Source organism: Bradyrhizobium sp. CB3481 (assembly GCF_029714305.1).
Taxonomy (GTDB): domain Bacteria; phylum Pseudomonadota; class Alphaproteobacteria; order Rhizobiales; family Xanthobacteraceae; genus Bradyrhizobium.
Map to the genome: position 1 here is coordinate 444,304 of NZ_CP121647.1, position 17,043 is coordinate 461,346.

A 17,043-nucleotide genomic window follows, 5' to 3' on the forward strand; every position below is an offset into this window, starting at 1 on the left:
GTTACCGGCTGTTGCTGATCAGGTTGCGGCGCGCGTCGTTGACGACGGAATCGATGTGGGCGGTGATCGCCGCCGAAATCACCGCGTCATCGGGATCCGTGGGCGTGGTGCTGGCCGAAGCGACCACGGCAGTCGTCTCCGCCGTCGCGGCAGGCTGGTCGGCCGGCTCGCTTGGGGCCGGCGGCTCCAGGGCCCGCGTCACGCTGCTTTCGATGCGAATCCTGGCGCCGTCGGCAAGGTCGATCCGGGCGGGCGAAAGCACCGGCGTTCCCTTGGACACATCGCCGATGATCTCGACATTGCGGTTGCCGCGGATGCCGAGCTTCACCGGTACGCGCCGGATACGGCCGTCGTCAACCGTCTGGACCGCATCGCCCGTGATCGCCTCGGCCGGCACCACGACCGCGGCCTGCTTCTCGCGGAAGATGATGTTGGCCTCGACCGACATGCCGATCCGCAGCGGCGTATCCTGCGGCAGCCGCAGATAGACGCGGAAAGTCTTGCGAGTCGGGTCGCCCTTGGGCGTGATCTGGGCGACGTTGGCGCGCAGCGCCCTGCCGGGAAACGCCTCGCTGCGCAGAAACGCCTTCTGGCCGGATGCGATGCGGTTGATCTCTTCCTCATTGATCTCGGCAACCACCTGCATCGGCGCGGGCGGTCCGACCGTGAACAGGACGTCGGTGGGGCCGGCAATCTCACCGACCTCGCCGTCACGCCGCAGCACCATGCCGTCGAGCGGCGCCCTCAGCACCAGCTGGTCGAGCCGCACCTTTTGCGCCGCAATCCGCGATTTGGCGTCTTCCAGCTTGGTCCAGCGCTGCTCGTATTCGGTGCGCGCGGCGTCGTTCTTGTCGCGGTCTTTTTCGGCGCGCGCCAGGTCGCGTTCGAGCTGGCCGCGGTTGATTTCCATCTGCTCCAGCGCGCTGCGCTCCTCAGCGTCGTCCTGGCGGCCGAGAATCTGGCCGGACTTGACCACCTGTCCCTCGCATCGGCACAGCTCAACCAGCCGGCGGCGCTGCAGCGGCACCACCTTGGCCCAGCGCTCGGGCTCGACCGTGCCGGTGCCGTAGACGGCTTCGGAAACCGGTGCGAGGTTTGCGATGCTGGTGGTCACCAGCGGCGGATGAAGGATGCGGGAGTAGCCGTAATAGCCGGCCCCTGCGGCGGCGATCGCCAGAACGCCAGTTGCGAGAACATGCTTCAGTTTCATGACGTGCCCCGTTGCTCAGAAGCCAAACCGCTTGCGCAGGCCTGATGGGACCTGGTCCATCAGATCGCGAACGTCGTCTCTCTTCACGCTCTTCGCCGACGGCGCCGATGCCACCTTGGGAGCGGCCGGCAATACCGTGACGTTGGATTGCGCCGGCTGCGCGACCACAGGGGCCGGTGCAACGGCGGGTGCCGGCTGTGCGACCACAGGGGCAGGCCGGGGCGGCGGTGCGGCCGGCGCGGATTGATCCGGCGCGCCGTCGATAGCCCTTTCGATATTCGACGCCTTGACTCCGCCGGCAGGACGGGCGGCGCGCCAGGCGCGCGCCGCGACCACGGCCTGGCCGATCTCGTCGCTCGTCATCTTCTTCATCAACAGCGACATCAATTGCCGCGCGCCGTCGCGATACTCGTCGACCTTGCTCGCCGAGGCGACGATGTGGGCCCAGCGATAGGCCTTCACATTGTCCTTCGTGACGCCGCGCCCGCTGGCGTAGAGGCCAGCGACGATCAGCATGGCGTGGGGATGTCCCTGATCGGCCGCGCGCATGAACCAGCGAAAGGCTTCGGCATCGCTGCGCGAACGGCCGACGCCTGCGGAATGCAGCGCACCGAGGTAGAACTGGGCATCATCATCGCCCGCCAACGCCAACTGTTCGTAACGATTGGCCATTTCCCGATCGGAAGCGGGGCTGGCCACCGCGGCGCGGAAGTCGCCCAGCATGGCGAGGCAGGCGATCACGACAACGGCCTGCTTCATGGCCTGCGCCATCGCGTACTGCGGCTGCGATGATCGGTTGGAGATCGAGGTGGTCGATCGGAAATTTGGGATGCGCCACATGGTCCACGCTTTCAGCTTGTTCTGTGATGCCGGAAGGGCGTCGAGCGGCGGATAGGGTAAGTCTCCCCACAGCGCCTCTCGCGAACAGGACCTTAGCTCACCCCCGCGCCGATAAATGTGCGGCCCATCACATATGCCGCTCGTGGCGGCGGGAACCCCTTGGGGTCAAGCCGAATGCGTGCAGGGCGGCGGCGCCGGCCCCGGTTGGATCTCAGCTACTGCCGCGCTAGTGCCGGAAGGATGTGATAGCGGCCGATCTCATGCGAAAATTCGCCACGGTTGGCCAGCAGAAGCAGCCCGATCCGTCTCGCCGGAACCAGCCCCATATAGGCCGAAGCGTTGTTGAGGCCGCCCGGCTTGTCGACAATGGCGGCATCGCCAAGGTTGATATTTTCCCAGGCCATCGCCTGTCCGAACGTCCGGTCGATGTGGAATGCTTCGGCTTGCGTCATTCGCAGCGCCTCGCGCAACTGCGGATCGGCCACCTTGCCGTCGATGCAGGCCTTCATGAAGGTGACGAGGTCGCGCGCGGTGGAGAACATCTGTCCAGTGCCCGGAAAATCGAAATAGCTCTGCTGGTTTCCGGGAGGGCCGATCGGCGTGCCGTCCTCGGCGTAGCCCTGGACGGCTTTTTGCATCAGCTCTGATGGCATGATCGCGCGGTTGTCCCGCCCGCGTTCCGGGATCAGCGTCGAATGCATGCCGAGCGGCGTCAGGATGCGGCTTTCGACAAGTTGTGCGATCGGAACGCCGTAGCGACGTTCGAGGGCGAGCTGGAGCAGCACATAGCCCGCATGGCTATAGATGCGCTGCTTGCCAGGCCCCTCGCCGGCGTGCGGCGTCCAGGCGTTCAGCATGTCGATGAATTCGGCCAGGGAGTACGAGGCGTTTGGCCACGGCGGATGATCCGTCGACAGCAGGAGGCCGGATGTGTGGGCCGCGAGCTGGCCAATGGTTACCTGGCTGATGTAGTCGCCATGCAATTCGGTAACGTATTTGCTGACCGGATCGTCCAGCCTCAATTCGCCGCGGAGCACGCCGAGCGCGACCAGCGTCGCCTCGAACAGCTTTCGCAGCGAGGCGACATTGAACAGCGTGTCCGACGTGACGGGCCGCTTCTGCGCCTCATCAGCTAGTCCGAAATTGAAGAACTGCACCCGGCCGGCGACGTAAGCGGCGGCTGCCACGCCGCCCGGATGGTCGGTCGTCAACGGCGCGAGGTTCTGCGTCACGATCTCTCTGACGTGCGCGTCCATCTCCGGATCCGCCAGAATGGCTCGCGTCCAGCCGAGCAGAAACAAGAGCGAGAGGAATAGGCCCGCGCTTGCGCGGCAAAGCCACAATCTCATTGAACCGCGCCGCCATTCCAATCTGTAGGGGGGATCGCCGGACGCGGGCGCGGCGATCGCAAAGTGCCTGTCGGAAGCCCGCGAACGACAAGCTAGAAAACCGCGATGCGGGAGCCTAATCACTTCAACACGCGAACCGAGCACGATTGTTTGATGAGGCCGCGACGTCAGTTCCCGGGCACGCAAGGGTTGTGCCGAGATCAATGAGGATTTGCAGGCTGGGAGCAGAAGAGTTTCAGCAATGCCAAGCGCGGTATTGCGCCCGCAGGGGGCAGCGTCGCGCGCAAGATGCCCGCTCCTTGATCTCGAGGAATGCGCCCGAGCCATTCGCGGCCCGGGCGAATTTTCCTCGTCTTTTAATCAGTAGACATCTAATCAGTAGACATCGCAAACGTTGACCCGGCCGTAGGGGGTCCACTTCCAGCAGCTGTTGTAGACGAAGAACGGGCGATAATGATGGTGATGGCCGAAGAAATGGCCATGGTGATGGCCAAAGCCACCGAAACCATGACCGAAGCCGTGGCCGTGCCCGAAGCCATGACCGCCGTGGCCATGACCGCCGGCGAAAGCCTGGCCCGGGATCGTCAAGGAAGCCGCGGCAAGCGCAAGAGCGCCGACGGCGGCCGGAATGATCTTCTTGATGCTAATCATGGTGGTCTCCTTGGTGCGCAGCGCGGGGATCGCTCTGCCTTGCTGCAACCCTAGAGACACCGATTGCGCTGTGATGTGACAGACGTCACGCTGGTTGGCGTGAGCCGAAATCGCTTGTCCTGATGCGGTGATCGCGGGACGAGGCTACGCTTGGATGCCATATCTGAGGTCATCATCATGCCCGTCGGCGAACTCTTCATTCTCGGCTTCTTCGGCAAGGTCGTTCCCGATTGGCTGGAGGTGTTTGCCGCCCGCTATGGTCTCGGCGGCGTGATCCTGTTCGATTATTCCTGCCGGACGCTGCAATACGACAACAACATCGATTCACCGGAACAGGTGCAGCGTCTCTGCGCGGAGATATCGGCGCTGCCTTCCGCGCCGATGGTGTTCATCGACCAGGAAGGCGGGCTGGTGCGGCGGCCGAAGGAAGGCCGCGGCTTCGCGCCGCTGCCGAGCGCGAAGGAGTTCAATCTTCTCGCACCGGATGAGAAGCGCGCAATTCTCACGGCGAGTTTTGCCGAGATGCGGCAACTCGGCATCCACTTTGATTTCGCGCCGGTCATCGATGTCGATGATAACCCCGACAATCCGAACATCGGCAAGATCAAGCGTTCCTACTCCGCTGATATCGCCGAGGTGGAAGCCAACGCGCTGCTGGTTGGCGAAGTGGCGCAGGCACAGTGCGTCGGGCTTTGCCTGAAGCACTTTCCGGGCATCGGCGGTGCCATCGTCGATTCGCATCAGGAATTCATGGACATCTCCGGTGCGCTGCGGGGCCAACAGGAGGAACTGTTCTACTCGCTCGCGCCAAGGCTGTTCGGCGATGCGGTGCTGGTGAGCCACGCCATCGTCAGGCAATGGGACGAACGCCCGATGACGCTGTCCGCGGCCGGGCTCGGCCGTTTGCGCCGGCGCCTTCCGGATACGCTGCTGATCACCGACGATATGCAGATGCAGGGCCTGCAGAAGGCGCTCGGCACGAGGGAAGCGTGCCTGCAATCGCTGCAGGCGGGCATCGACATGCTGTGCATCGGCAACAACCTGCTCGATCAGGAACACGAGATGGCCGGGACGGCCGAATACATCATGGAAAACCTGCGCGATGGAATCCTGTCCGCATCCGCGATCGAGCAATCCATCGCGCGGGTGGGCGCGCGAAAGGCGCTGTTTGCGGCCTGACGCCTACTGCTGCTGCGCCTTCTCATGCGCGGCGACGCCGATCGCCTTGTAATCATAGGTCGGATAGAACTCGGTGCGATAGCTGCCCCAGGCGGTGTTCTCGAGGATGCGGTTGACCTCGCGCAGCCGCGACGCCGGCAGGCGCAGCGTCACCACTTGTCCTATTCCCATCATCACGTACCAGCTGACGACTTCGACGCCATCCGGCGGAAACGCCTTATAGTAACCTTGGCGCTGCAGCTGCGCATTGAGTTCGCTAAGGGGGCGCGACTGGTCGTGCTTCAGGAACACCGTCAGCATCACCGCGTTGTCGGCCGTCGGCGGCGCGTTCTCCGCCGGCGTCGGTGCGGTTTGCGCGGCCGCGCCAGCGCCGAATGCCAGCACGCCGGCCAGCACGGCCATCGTCATCCATGATCCCTTTGCCTGCGACATCGCCGTCTCCTTTTTGGATTCGTTGCGGGATGATTTGCGCCCCGATCATTGCGGGGCGGGCCGGCCCTGTAAATCGGAATCGCCGGCGTGACGTGACGCCGCGCGCCTTCGCCGACCGGTTGTGAGGCCGGTCATACCCGCGGCAGCCGACTCTTGTCGGCGGACTGGCGCTGGCGCCGATTTCGAAGGGGCCGCGGCGCTATCCGACGAAGGCGCCGGGATGGCGGGGAAGATGGTGGAAAAGCAGACGCGGCTCGGTTGAGACTCATTAACAAACTAAATGGAACTACCGTGAAAGTACGGTGGTATTGAACTACAGTATTTACCTTTTGCTCCCTGCGCTTCGATGAAAACCGGCCGATTATCAATTGATATCGATCGTTTTTCGGCCATCTTCTGTCGGCTGGCGTAGCAGACGGCGCAGCTTCTCCGTATTCCTACTGGTTGTGAAATTAACCATAAAACAGGTTGCAGCCGATAAAATCGTTATATGTCAGGACAAGATCAAAGAGCCGCTGATTCGCACTTCACGAAGTGGATGGAAAGCATCACGCCTTTCGAAGAGAATCCGGAGATCGTCCAACTCTCTGTGGCGCGGTCGCGTGCCGCGGAAGAGGCGAGTGCTGTGATCGCACGGCAGTTGAACGGCCCGCTGACGGCGCTCCTGCTCTACATGAACGAGATCAAGCAGCACAGCCATCAGTTTGCGCAGGCGCCAGGCAACCGGCTCTATCTGCAGCAGGTGGTCGAGAACGCGCTTCAGCAAACCGAACGGGTCTGCGCGTTGGTGAAGCAGATGTCGGACCGTCATCCGTCGTCCGTGTCGGAAGCGGTTTGCAGGCAGGCGGGCGACGGTCAGGCCGGCCGCGCCGCGGACGGCGCCCGCAGATCCAGCCTGACGCTTAACCCGGAGTCCGGCCAGAAGCCGCTCACCAAGCGCGAGCGCGAGGTGCTGAGCCTGATCAGCGAGGGGTGCTCCAACAAGCAGGGTGCCTTGCGGATGAATATCAGCCCGAGGACCTTCGAGAGCCACCGCGCCGAGGCTATGCGCAAGCTCGGCGCGCGCAACACCGCCGATCTGGTCCGCAAGGCGCTGCTGCAGCCTGCCTGATTTCTTCCCAAGCAATACCGGCGATGCAATGGCGCGGCCGCGCGTCATGACGCCTTCGGCGTGCCCGGCGCGAGCAAACGCGCCTTCGCGTTCGCCCCGCGCTGAGGTTCAGCAGAAATCTTCCATGAAGGAGCGCGCGCGCGACGGCGGACGCATCGCAGGCGCCGGCTTCGGCTCTTCCGGAATGATCGTGATGGTCCACGCGGCCGGAATGCTCGATTTGTTTTCCACGATCGATCGCACATGACCGGTGACGGTCGATTCCGCCGAACGCGCGGTTGCGGTCCTGCCATTGAACTGGGCGATACGAAAACGCCGCACTTCTTTCGGATCGCTCGTTTCAAACGTGAACATGAGGGCACTCCCTTGGTCGACGCAACTATCGTCAGTCAACGTTATCCGGAAGTGAAAATCGCAAACCGTAGAAGTACGGCTAAGCCGCATCTGCAATGCGGCGCGAAACGTCTGATCGAGGAGGAGAACTCCCGCGCGGTTCGCCGCACCGACGCTGACGAGCGGGAATGGATGGGCGGTCTCGAAGGCGAAGGCGCCCTGCGCTGCTATCCGACAGCGTCGGGAAACACCGCTTCCATTTTCGTCTTCAGCGTGGCGGCGTTGAACGGCTTGACGATGTAGTTGTTGACGCCGGCCTTCTTCGCGGCGATCACGTTTTCAGTCTTGGATTCAGCCGTGATCATGATGAAAGGCGTCTTGGAGAATTCAGGGCTGGCGCGAACTTCCTTGAGCAGGTCGTAGCCGGTCATCGGCTCCATGTTCCAGTCGGAAATCACGAGGCCGTATCGCTTGGTCTGCAACTTGGCGAGCGCGGCCGACCCGTCGCTGGCTTCATCGACGTTCTCGAAGCCAAGCTGCTTGAGCAGGTTGCGGATGATGCGGATCATGGTGCTGTAGTCATCGACCACCAGGATCGGCATCGACAGGTCAAAAGCCATGTTATTACTCCGCGCGAACTGCAAAATGGCCGAACTCGGGTGAATGCGCGCGAAAGAGTCTCGATCGCTTCTTCTCGAACCCGCACCGGTCAGCACCGCCGACAACTATCAGGGCTCGTTGAACAGCGCGTTAATTCGCGATCGGCCGAATCTGCGTTTGGCCGTAGTATTACGGTGGCGGGTGCGGGCGAGGCGCAATCCTCGCGCGCAATGATCGCGCGATGCGTATCACAGATCGGGCCTTCGCATCTGTTGCAGTGAGCGTCAGGCGGCCGCGAAGTGGATGCGCGGATGCAGCAGTCTGGTGTACTGCGCCTTGACCGTCGCATAGCACTCGCAGGACGTCTTGATTAGTCCGTCCACGTTGGTGATTTCGATGTGCCCGCGGCTGTAGTGGATGAAGTTCGCCTGTTGCAGCGTGTTGGCCACCAGCGAAACGCTGTTGCGGCGCGCGCCGATCATCTGGGCCATCGCTTCCTGGGTCAGAACGATCTTGTCGCTGCCGGAAAGATCGCGTGTATGCAGCAGGCATCGCGCCAGCCGGGATTCCACCGTGTGCGAGGCGTTGCAGCCGGCGGTCTGCTGGATCTGGGCATAGACGGCGAGGCCGTGCCGCACCAGCATGGTGCGCAACGTCGCGCTCTGGTCCGCGGCGTTGCGAAGCTGGTCGAGATCGATCGTCGAAGCGACGCCCGGCACCAGCACCACGGCGGTGTTGAGCGCGACCGCGTCGCCGAGCGAGGCAAATGCACCGAAGATGCTGTCGCGGCCGATCATTGCGATCTGGACGTGCTCGCCGCGCGCGAGCTTGACGACCAGCGAGATGACGCCCTTGTGCGGGAGATAGGCACGCTTGAGCGCTTCGTCGACTTCGACCAGCACCATTTCCTGGCCGAGATCGGCGAGGCGCAGATGCGGACGAATCAGTTCGAAGTCGTCCGCGGACAGCGAGGACAAAAATCCATTCGGAGAACGAGGGGCTGAATCCAAAGCAGCCTCCTGCCTTACGGGCTAAGCCGGTCTCTAGCGTGTGGCGCCTGACGCGTACAATCCGAAATGCAGGATGATCCTTGCATATTTTATTGGCAAGAAAAATTGGCAAATGGACGCATAAGCCAATGTTCCTCCGGGCTTTCGCGAAACGAGACCGCGCGGCGCCGCAGGCCCGGCTATCCGAGGATTGCCCGGGCTGGAAGCCGCGCATTGCAGAGCCATGCGCACAGGTGCGATACAACTCCGCGACGTCGGTGGTCGCCGTGCAGGCAATTGCTATGCATTGGTCAGCTGCCCATTACGGTCTCGCGTTGGCGTACCTGAAAGTTGATCATCGATGACGTGATGGCCAGATCAATTGGTTGCACGCGGCCGGCGCCGGCGGATCTGCTCGCATCGATTGGAGACGCAACTCCATTCTTCCCGACGGCGCGCGTTCGAACCGCTGCATCAATGATTGGCACAGCATTCGTTCGCGTGAGCCAGGTGCAAATGCCTGTTCGCCTTGGCCGGGTTGTGGAACCCGCCTTATACACTGTGGAGGGCAGACAGATCGCGCCATTTGCGGCGGAAATGCCGTAGTGCACTGATTCGCAAGGCAAAACTGCCGCGCGAACGGATGGAAGACTGTTCCTTCTCGGGGGCGCGGCTTCCGGTGCATGGGAGTGTTCGGCGCGAGGGAGGGAGGTAGGCGTCGCATTTTGGTGGTCGACGACGACCCGCACACCCGCGTTGCCATTGGGTGATCGACGAATGCCTGTCGGAGGCGGAACAGAAGCGAAGACATGCGGTAACGCTCGCGGCCGCTGGGAGCACGCCGCCGGATATTTTGCGGGAGAGGGCAAATACGGGCTGAACTGCCAGGAGAAGCCTCGGCGCGTTCTGCGTTGTGTTCGTCGATCCCGATGAGACGGCGGAAGTTGCCGGGCATTTCGCGCCGATCAGAAAATTCGGGCGGCCCCATGACCATTGTGAGTGATGACGATTGGATTGAAAGCGCATTATCTGCTTCCCGAGGGCTGACATGACACGCGTTCTCGTCGTCGATGACGATCCCATGGTCTGCACGGCCATTGAGGTCTATCTCGATCGCCACGGTTTTGAGGTCACGATAGCCGACGGCGGCGAAGCCGGGCTTCGGGCATTGGAGGACTCCTGCTTCGACCTGATGCTGGTCGATATCTTCATGCCGCATATGCGCGGCTTCGAATCGATCAGGATATTCCACGAGCGCGCACCGGCCATTCCGCTGGTGGCGATGTCAGGATACGCCTTCGCCAACCTCGATTCGCCGGCGCCGGATTTTCTGCGCATGGCGCTCGAGCTCGGTGCCGCGCGTTGCCTGCGCAAACCGTTCACGCCGGGGGCGCTGCTCGCCGTCGTCAACGAGTGTCTTGCCGAAGCCCGCTCTCGCCTCCGTGGCGCGGTCCAGTCGAACTAGCGGCCCGCGATATCGCCTGCTGCCATCGTCCGGCGATCGATCGTTCGGCGGCGCGATACGCAGCCATTATTATGGACTGATCATTATTATCGACCGGTCATTCGGCGTCCGTCGCGTGCGGCGGCGCGATTGGCGTCTGCGTCCTCGGTAACACTCTATTTACCATAAATTGGATTAGCGCGGCTTTTCGGCGTCTTTCGTACGTTTGCGGATCGCCCCGTTAACCAGCAGGTAGCGGTGCAGGACCAGTGTGGCAGCATCGCCCAAAGAACTTTGTGGCGTTGCGTCAATTGTGTTCATCCAGAAGGGTATGAGTTATGTCCGGTATTGTTCTTTCGGCTTCGGTTCGCCAGAACCTCCTCTCGCTGCAGTCGACCGCCGATCTGCTCGCCACCACACAGAATCGCCTTGCCACCGGCAAGAAGGTCAACACGGCCCTCGATAACCCCACCAACTACTTCACGGCGTCGTCGCTCGATGCGCGCGCCGGCGATATCAACAATCTCCTCGACGGCATCGGCAACGGCGTGCAGGTCCTGCAGGCCGCCAACACCGGCATCACCTCGCTGCAGAAGCTCGTTGACTCCGCCAAGTCGGTCGCCAATCAGGCGCTGCAGACGACGGTCGGTTACTCGACCAAGTCCTCGTTCACCTCCGTCGTGATCGACGGCGCAACGGCCGACAATCTCGTCGCCGATCAGGCCCCGACCAACGCCGCATTCACCGGTACTGCAGGTCCGCAGCGCGCCGCGTATACCGACACGCCGGCGACCGCAGGCACCCAGCTCACGCAGGCCACCCCGGCTGGCAACGCAACCCCTGCGTCGCTGCTGTCGAACCTCTCCCTTACCACTGCGATCGCTGCCAACGACACGCTGACTGTGAACGGCAAGACGATCACGTTCCAGGCCGGCGCGAATGGTCTCGTCGGCACAGGTAATGCCTATACGCTGGGTATCGATACTTCGCTGAGCGGTTTGGTCGCGGCGATCGACACCCTGTCGGGCAACACAGCCGCCACCTCGACGGCAACGGGCGGCGTCATCACCCTGCATTCCGGTACGGCCGCCGATCTCGTCGTGACCGGCTCCACGGGCGTGCTCGCCAAGCTCGGCATCGGCGGCGCCGGCCAAGCCACCGCCACTCGTGGCGGCGGCGCCGTGACTGCCGGTGCCCTGGCCGGCACCACCAAGCTGAGCGTCGGCGACGGCACAGCTCCTTCGCTGTCGAATGCCTTCGCGGTGGGTGACACCCTCACCGTCAACGGCAAGACGCTGACCTTCGTGGCCGCGACCGCGACCGGCAACGATCCGAACGAAATCAAGATCGACAGCGACGTCACCGGCCTGCTGGCGAAGATCGACGGTCTGACCGGCTCGTCGACGGCCTCGACGATCAGCGGTGGCAAGATCACGCTGAACACCGGCACGCTGAGTGACCTGACGCTGACCAGCAGCAACACTGCGGCACTCACCGCGCTCGGTCTGGCAGGCGGCGTGACCCAGGCTCGCACGGAAGTCCCGGGCGTGCTGGAAGGCAAGACCCTCAAGATCGCGGCGACTGGCGGCGGCACTGCCACCGACATCGTGTTCGGCGCGGGTGCGGGCCGCATCTCCAACCTCAACCAGTTGAACGAGGCCCTTGCCGCCAACAACCTGCAGGCCACGTTCGTGTCCGGCAAGCTGACGATCACCACGACGAACGAAGCCGCTTCGGCCACGATCGGTGCGATTACCGGTTCCGCGGTTGGCGCCAGCCAGGCGTTCGCTGCCGGCACCACGGCGCCGGCTCCGGTTGTTGACGCAGATGCCAAGCTGGCCCGTGATAATCTGGTCATCCAGTACAACAACATCATCAATCAGATCACCACCACCGCGCAGGACTCGTCCTACAACGGCATCAACCTGCTCGGCGGTGACACGCTGAAGCTGACGTTCAACGAAACCGGCAAGTCCACGCTGAGCATCCAGGGCGTGAACTTCAACCCGGCCGGCCTCGGCCTCGACGTCCTGAGCACGGGCGCCTTCAAGGACAACGCTGCGATCAACGACATCGTGACGGCGCTGAACGGCGCGTCGTCCACGCTGCGCGCGCAAGCTTCGGCCTTCGGTTCGAACCTCTCGATCGTGCAGATCCGTCAGGACTTCTCGAAGAACCTGATCAACGTGCTGCAGACCGGCTCGTCGAACCTGACGCTGGCCGACACCAACGAGGAAGCGGCGAACAGCCAGGCGCTGTCGACCCGCCAGTCGATCGCGGTGTCCGCGCTGGCGCTGGCCAACCAGAGCCAGCAGAGCGTGCTGCAGCTGCTCCGCTAAGCGCGACGGCAATTTCAACGATCAAGGCGGCGGAGGAAACTCCGCCGCCACCATCGATCCAAATTCCTTGAATATTATCTGGCGGCAGTTCCGCCATGCCTTTGCACGAACGATGTTTCGTAAACGACGTGAGCCGCCGCGCTCGCGCGCGTCTTCGAACGGGGGACGATTGTGCCGCTACGTGTTGAACTGAAGCCATTTGAACGGATCGTGATTGGGGAAACCGTTCTCGTTAATTCCGGCACCCGCACGTCGTTTCTGATCGACGGCGAGGCGCCGATCCTGCGCGAGCGGGATACCATTAACGCCGAGACAGCCAATACGCCAGCCAAGCGGCTCTATCTCTGCGTCCAGACGATGTATCTGAAGAACGACATCCCGCGTTACCGGACGGCCTATCAGGGCTTCCTGCGCGAATTGCGCGAGGCCAATCCGGGCGCCCGCCTCACGATCGATGCCGCCAACGCTCATGTTGCCGCCGGCGCGCTCTACAAGGCGCTCAAGGAAATCAGGAAGCTGGTGAAGCGCGAAGACGAGCTGCTCGTCGCCTGAAGGCACGACCTGGCCCACGCTCCTTGAGGCGTCGTGCATGACGCCCGCTTTATGCCGTCAAGGCTATTTTCAAAAAGCTTTTCTCAAAATCCGCCGATCGTTTTCTGATCGCGCGATCGCATCGCTCGAGCGGCGACGCACGAAATTATTCACCATATCCGTATTAGCACGGACGGCGAAATTAACGCTGCCGTGAAATCCGAGTGGTTATTTCTACACAAGACCGGTGTCTGAATTTCAGAAGGCGTACTCATATGGACGATCTGTTGCGGGAGTTCCTGACGGAGACCAGCGAGAGCCTGGATACGGTCGATAATCAGTTGGTCCGGTTCGAGCAGGATCCGAGCGACGCGAAGATTCTGGATAACATCTTCCGCCTGGTCCACACCATCAAGGGCACCTGCGGCTTTTTGGGGCTGCCGCGGCTGGAAGCGCTGGCCCATGCCGGCGAGACCTTGATGGGCAAATTCCGCGACGGCATGCCGGTCAAGGCCGAGGCCGTGACGCTGATCCTGTCGAGCATCGACCGCATCAAGGAAATCCTCGCCGGCCTGGAAGCCACCGAGGCCGAGCCCGAAGGCACCGACGAAGACCTGATCGAGCAATTGCATGCGATGGCTGAGGGCGGCCACGCCGCCGAGGCGCACGCGGTGCCGCCGCCCGCGCCCGTCCCGGTGGTTGAAGCCCCGCCGGTTGCGCCCACCATGACCAAGGGCACGCTGGTCGAGCAGGTGCTGGAGCGTCCCTTGCGTCCAGGCGAAGTCTCGCTCGACGATCTCGAACGCGCCTTCCGCGAGACCGAGACCGAAGTCGCACCTGCGCCGGCCCCAGCGCCGGTCGCCAAGGCCGCGCCGGAAGCCGCCAAGGAAACGAAGGAAAAGGCCAAACCCGCCAAGCGCGCCACGGCGGTGGAAGCCGACGGCGAGGTCGCCGACAAGATCGCCAACCAGTCGATCCGCGTCAATGTCGACACCCTCGAACATTTGATGACGATGGTCTCCGAGCTGGTGTTGACCCGCAACCAGCTGCTGGAAATCTCCCGCCGCAACGAGGACACCGAGTTCAAGGTGCCGCTGCAGCGGCTCTCCAACGTCACCGCCGAGCTGCAGGAAGGCGTCATGAAGACGCGCATGCAGCCGATCGGCAATGCCTGGCAGAAGCTGCCGCGCATCGTCCGCGACCTCTCCGGCGAACTCGGCAAGCAGATCGAATTGGAGATGCACGGCGCCGACACCGAGCTCGACCGCCAGGTGCTCGATCTGATCAAGGATCCCTTGACGCACATGGTGCGCAACTCCGCCGACCACGGCCTGGAGACCCCGGCTGAGCGGCTCGCTGCCGGCAAGGGCGAGCAGGGCACCATCCGGCTGTCCGCCTATCATGAGGGCGGCCACATCATCATCTGCATCGCCGACAATGGCCGCGGGCTCAACACCGAGCGGATCAAGGCCAAGGCGCTGCAGAACGGTCTCGTCACCGAGGCCGAGCTGGAGAAGATGACCGAGGCCCAGATCCACAAGTTCATCTTCGCGCCGGGCTTCTCGACCGCGGCGACCGTCACCTCGGTGTCCGGCCGCGGCGTCGGCATGGACGTGGTGCGCACCAATATCGACCAGATCGGCGGCACCATCGACATCAAGAGCGTCGCCGGCGAGGGCTCTTCGGTCACCATCAAGATCCCGCTGACGCTCGCGATCGTCTCGGCCCTGATCGTGGAGGCCGGCGGCGACCGCTTTGCGATTCCGCAATTGTCCGTGGTCGAGCTGGTCCGCGCCCGCGCCAACTCCGAGCACCGCATCGAGCGCATCAAGGACACCGCGGTCTTAAGGCTGCGCAACAAGCTGCTGCCGCTGATGCACCTGAAGAAGCTCTTGAAGATCGACGACGGCTCCTCGTCCGATCCCGAGAACGGCTTCATCGTGGTCACGCAAGTCGGCAGCCAGACCTTCGGCATCGTCGTCGACGGCGTGTTCCACACCGAAGAAATCGTCGTCAAGCCGATGTCGACCAAACTGCGGCACATCGACATGTTCTCCGGCAACACCATTTTGGGCGATGGCGCGGTGATCATGATCATCGACCCCAACGGCATTGCCAAAGCGCTCGGCGCCTCCGGGGCCTCGGCCCATGAGATGGCCGATGAAGCCTCCGCCGCGCACGCAATCGGCGGCGAGCAGCTCACCTCGCTGCTCGTGTTCCGCGCCGGCTCGAACCAGCCCAAGGCAGTGCCGCTCGGCCTCGTCACCCGCCTGGAAGAGATTGCGACCGACAAGATCGAGCTCTCCAACGGCCGCTACATGGTGCAGTACCGCGACCAGCTGATGCCGCTGGTGCAGATGAACGGGGTCAGCGTTCAGACCCAGGGCTCGCAGCCGATCCTGGTGTTCGCCGACGACGGCCGCTCGATGGGGCTGGTGGTCGACGAGATCATCGACATCGTCGAGGAGCGGCTGCACATCGAGGTCGCCGGCCAGGCCGACGGCATTCTGGGCTCGGCCGTGATCAAGGGCCAGGCCACCGAGGTGATCGACGTCGGCCACTTCCTGCCGATGGCGTTTGCCGACTGGTTCTCGCGCAAGGAGATGCGGGCGTCCTCGACCGCGCAATCGGTGCTCTTGGTCGACGACAGTGCCTTCTTCCGCAACATGCTGGCGCCGGTGCTGAAAGCCGCCGGCTACAAGGTGCGGGTCGCCGTCAACGCGCAGGAGGGCCTCGCCGCGCTGCGCTCGAACCAGAGCTTCGACGTGGTGCTGACCGACATCGAGATGCCGGACATGAACGGCTTCGAGTTCGCCGAGACGATCCGCGCCGACAACAATCTGAGCCAGATGCCGATCATCGCTTTGTCCTCGCTGGTGTCGCCGGCGGCGATCGAGCGCGGCCGGCAGGCCGGCTTCCACGACTATGTCGCCAAGTTCGACCGCCCCGGCCTGATCGCAGCGCTGAAGGAACAGACCGCCGAGACGCGGAAGGCGGCATGAACAAGTTCAGCCGGACGGCCTAGAGCATGATCTAGAAAAGCAAAACCGGTCTTCCGAAAAATCATGTTCAAAACGAAAGAGCATAAATAGTCATGACACCCAAGACCAAGACCGAGACCATTGAGGGCAACATGGTCGAATACGTCACCGCCGTGATCGGTGGGCAATTGTTCGGCCTGCCGATTTCACGGGTGCAGGACGTGTTCATGCCGGAGCGGCTGACGCGGGTGCCGCTGGCATCGAGCGAGATCGCCGGCGTGCTCAACCTGCGCGGCCGCATCGTCACCGTGGTCGACATGCGGGCCCGGCTTGGCCTGCCTAGGGACGACGACGGCAAGCCGCCGATGGCGGTCGGCGTCGACCTGCGCGGCGAATCCTACGGGCTCTTGATCGACCAGATCGGCGAGGTGCTGCGGCTGTCCGAAGCGAGCTGCGAGGAAAACCCCGTCAACCTCGACCCGCGCATGGCCAAGTTCGCCGGCGGCGTGCACCGCCTCGACGGTCAGCTGATGGTCGTGCTCGATGTCGATCGTGTTCTCGAACTGGCGCCGAAAACCGCGCTCGCAGCCTAGCGCCGTCGGCCTCCACCGCTCGCAGGAAAAGGATTCCGGATATGAAGAAAACGTGTCTCATTGTCGAAGACTCCAGCATCGTTCGCAAAATGGCGCGCCGCATCCTGGAAAGCCTCGGTTTTGAAGTCGTCGAAGCCGAGGACGGTGTGGACGCGCTGGTCGTTTGCAAGCGCGCGATGCCTGAGGCAATTCTTCTCGACTGGAACATGCCGGTGATGGACGGCTACCACTTCCTGTGTCATCTGCGCCGTATGCCGGGCGGCGATGAGCCCAAGGTGGTGTTCTGCACCACCGAAAATGGCATCGATCATATCAAGCAAGCAATCAGTGGCGGCGCCAACGAATACATCATGAAGCCGTTCGACAAGGACATCATCGCGGCGAAATTCCAGGAAGTCGGCTTGATTGAGCTCGTCGAACCGAGCCTCATTTGAAACTTTTTCTGCTTACCACCGAGAGGC

General features: G+C 62.9%; 16 protein-coding genes. 8 read left to right on the plus strand and 8 right to left on the minus strand.

What is annotated here, in order from left to right:
• Position 1: 1 nt before the first annotated feature.
• From QA643_RS02170 to QA643_RS02185, 4 genes are all read right to left on the minus strand, one after another.
• Positions 2-1,210, minus strand: coding sequence for an efflux RND transporter periplasmic adaptor subunit (locus tag QA643_RS02170; protein ID WP_283031576.1), 1,209 nt, complete (start codon positions 1,208-1,210; stop codon positions 2-4).
• A 15-nt stretch (positions 1,211-1,225) separates the two neighbouring features.
• Positions 1,226-2,050, minus strand: a complete 825-nt coding sequence (locus QA643_RS02175; protein ID WP_283031577.1) for a tetratricopeptide repeat protein — start codon at positions 2,048-2,050, stop codon at positions 1,226-1,228.
• A 215-nt stretch (positions 2,051-2,265) separates the two neighbouring features.
• Complete coding sequence (locus QA643_RS02180) at positions 2,266-3,399, minus strand: serine hydrolase (protein ID WP_283031578.1); 1,134 nt, start codon at positions 3,397-3,399, stop codon at positions 2,266-2,268.
• Positions 3,400-3,774: 375 nt separating this feature from the next.
• Complete coding sequence (locus QA643_RS02185) at positions 3,775-4,050, minus strand: hypothetical protein (RefSeq protein WP_283031579.1); 276 nt, start codon at positions 4,048-4,050, stop codon at positions 3,775-3,777.
• Between the two features lie 150 nt (positions 4,051-4,200).
• On the opposite strand from QA643_RS02185, the gene QA643_RS02190 reads away from it, so the two are divergent.
• Complete coding sequence (locus QA643_RS02190; protein ID WP_283031580.1) at positions 4,201-5,229, plus strand: glycoside hydrolase family 3 N-terminal domain-containing protein; 1,029 nt, start codon at positions 4,201-4,203, stop codon at positions 5,227-5,229.
• Positions 5,230-5,232: 3 nt separating this feature from the next.
• Here the strand turns inward: QA643_RS02190 and QA643_RS02195 are convergent, their stop codons facing one another.
• Positions 5,233-5,637, minus strand: coding sequence for a hypothetical protein (locus QA643_RS02195; protein WP_283035086.1), 405 nt, complete (start codon positions 5,635-5,637; stop codon positions 5,233-5,235).
• A 514-nt stretch (positions 5,638-6,151) separates the two neighbouring features.
• Here QA643_RS02195 and QA643_RS02200 point away from each other — a divergent pair.
• Positions 6,152-6,772 carry a helix-turn-helix transcriptional regulator gene (locus QA643_RS02200; RefSeq protein ID WP_283031581.1) on the plus strand — a complete coding sequence of 207 codons (621 nt, stop codon included), beginning with the start codon at positions 6,152-6,154 and terminating at the stop codon, positions 6,770-6,772.
• Between the two features lie 108 nt (positions 6,773-6,880).
• On the opposite strand, the gene QA643_RS02205 is transcribed toward QA643_RS02200, so the two are convergent.
• The 3 genes from QA643_RS02205 to QA643_RS02215 form a co-directional block, all read right to left on the minus strand.
• Positions 6,881-7,126 carry a hypothetical protein gene (locus QA643_RS02205; RefSeq protein WP_283031582.1) on the minus strand — a complete coding sequence of 82 codons (246 nt, stop codon included), beginning with the start codon at positions 7,124-7,126 and terminating at the stop codon, positions 6,881-6,883.
• 206 nt (positions 7,127-7,332) lie between these two features.
• On the minus strand, positions 7,333-7,725 hold the full coding sequence (locus QA643_RS02210) for a response regulator (protein WP_283031583.1): 393 nt from the start codon (positions 7,723-7,725) through the stop codon (positions 7,333-7,335).
• A 264-nt stretch (positions 7,726-7,989) separates the two neighbouring features.
• On the minus strand, positions 7,990-8,715 hold the full coding sequence (locus tag QA643_RS02215; RefSeq protein WP_283031584.1) for a Crp/Fnr family transcriptional regulator: 726 nt from the start codon (positions 8,713-8,715) through the stop codon (positions 7,990-7,992).
• 1,027 nt (positions 8,716-9,742) lie between these two features.
• On the opposite strand from QA643_RS02215, the gene QA643_RS02220 reads away from it, so the two are divergent.
• The 6 genes from QA643_RS02220 (at position 9,743) to QA643_RS02245 (ending at position 17,016) form a co-directional block, all read left to right on the plus strand.
• Positions 9,743-10,159, plus strand: coding sequence for a response regulator (locus tag QA643_RS02220; RefSeq protein ID WP_283031585.1), 417 nt, complete (start codon positions 9,743-9,745; stop codon positions 10,157-10,159).
• Positions 10,160-10,476: 317 nt separating this feature from the next.
• Entirely contained in the window at positions 10,477-12,477 is a 2,001-nt protein-coding gene (locus QA643_RS02225) for a flagellin (protein ID WP_283031586.1), read from the plus strand.
• A 171-nt stretch (positions 12,478-12,648) separates the two neighbouring features.
• A complete protein-coding gene (gene flbT, locus QA643_RS02230; protein WP_283031587.1) occupies positions 12,649-13,029 on the plus strand; it encodes a flagellar biosynthesis repressor FlbT in 381 nt (126 codons plus the stop codon).
• A 254-nt stretch (positions 13,030-13,283) separates the two neighbouring features.
• Entirely contained in the window at positions 13,284-16,010 is a 2,727-nt protein-coding gene (locus QA643_RS02235; protein ID WP_283031588.1) for a hybrid sensor histidine kinase/response regulator, read from the plus strand.
• 92 nt (positions 16,011-16,102) lie between these two features.
• On the plus strand, positions 16,103-16,582 hold the full coding sequence (locus QA643_RS02240; protein WP_283031589.1) for a chemotaxis protein CheW: 480 nt from the start codon (positions 16,103-16,105) through the stop codon (positions 16,580-16,582).
• A 41-nt stretch (positions 16,583-16,623) separates the two neighbouring features.
• Positions 16,624-17,016: a response regulator gene (locus QA643_RS02245; protein WP_283031590.1), complete on the plus strand. Its 393-nt coding sequence runs from the start codon at positions 16,624-16,626 to the stop codon at positions 17,014-17,016.
• Positions 17,017-17,043 lie beyond the last annotated feature (27 nt).

What these genes read in the sequence shown, in the direction of transcription:
- QA643_RS02170 (WP_283031576.1), bottom strand. Translation starts at nt 1,210, where the DNA reads ATGAAACTGAAGCATGTTCTCGCAACTGGCGTTCTGGCGATCGCCGCC.
- QA643_RS02175 (WP_283031577.1), bottom strand. Translation starts at nt 2,050, where the DNA reads ATGTGGCGCATCCCAAATTTCCGATCGACCACCTCGATCTCCAACCGA.
- QA643_RS02180 (WP_283031578.1), bottom strand. Translation starts at nt 3,399, where the DNA reads ATGAGATTGTGGCTTTGCCGCGCAAGCGCGGGCCTATTCCTCTCGCTC.
- QA643_RS02185 (WP_283031579.1), bottom strand. Translation starts at nt 4,050, where the DNA reads ATGATTAGCATCAAGAAGATCATTCCGGCCGCCGTCGGCGCTCTTGCG.
- QA643_RS02195 (WP_283035086.1), bottom strand. Translation starts at nt 5,637, where the DNA reads ATGACGATGGCCGTGCTGGCCGGCGTGCTGGCATTCGGCGCTGGCGCG.
- QA643_RS02200 (WP_283031581.1), top strand. Translation starts at nt 6,152, where the DNA reads ATGTCAGGACAAGATCAAAGAGCCGCTGATTCGCACTTCACGAAGTGG.
- QA643_RS02205 (WP_283031582.1), bottom strand. Translation starts at nt 7,126, where the DNA reads ATGTTCACGTTTGAAACGAGCGATCCGAAAGAAGTGCGGCGTTTTCGT.
- QA643_RS02210 (WP_283031583.1), bottom strand. Translation starts at nt 7,725, where the DNA reads ATGGCTTTTGACCTGTCGATGCCGATCCTGGTGGTCGATGACTACAGC.
- QA643_RS02220 (WP_283031585.1), top strand. Translation starts at nt 9,743, where the DNA reads ATGACACGCGTTCTCGTCGTCGATGACGATCCCATGGTCTGCACGGCC.
- QA643_RS02225 (WP_283031586.1), top strand. Translation starts at nt 10,477, where the DNA reads ATGTCCGGTATTGTTCTTTCGGCTTCGGTTCGCCAGAACCTCCTCTCG.
- QA643_RS02235 (WP_283031588.1), top strand. Translation starts at nt 13,284, where the DNA reads ATGGACGATCTGTTGCGGGAGTTCCTGACGGAGACCAGCGAGAGCCTG.
- QA643_RS02240 (WP_283031589.1), top strand. Translation starts at nt 16,103, where the DNA reads ATGACACCCAAGACCAAGACCGAGACCATTGAGGGCAACATGGTCGAA.
- QA643_RS02245 (WP_283031590.1), top strand. Translation starts at nt 16,624, where the DNA reads ATGAAGAAAACGTGTCTCATTGTCGAAGACTCCAGCATCGTTCGCAAA.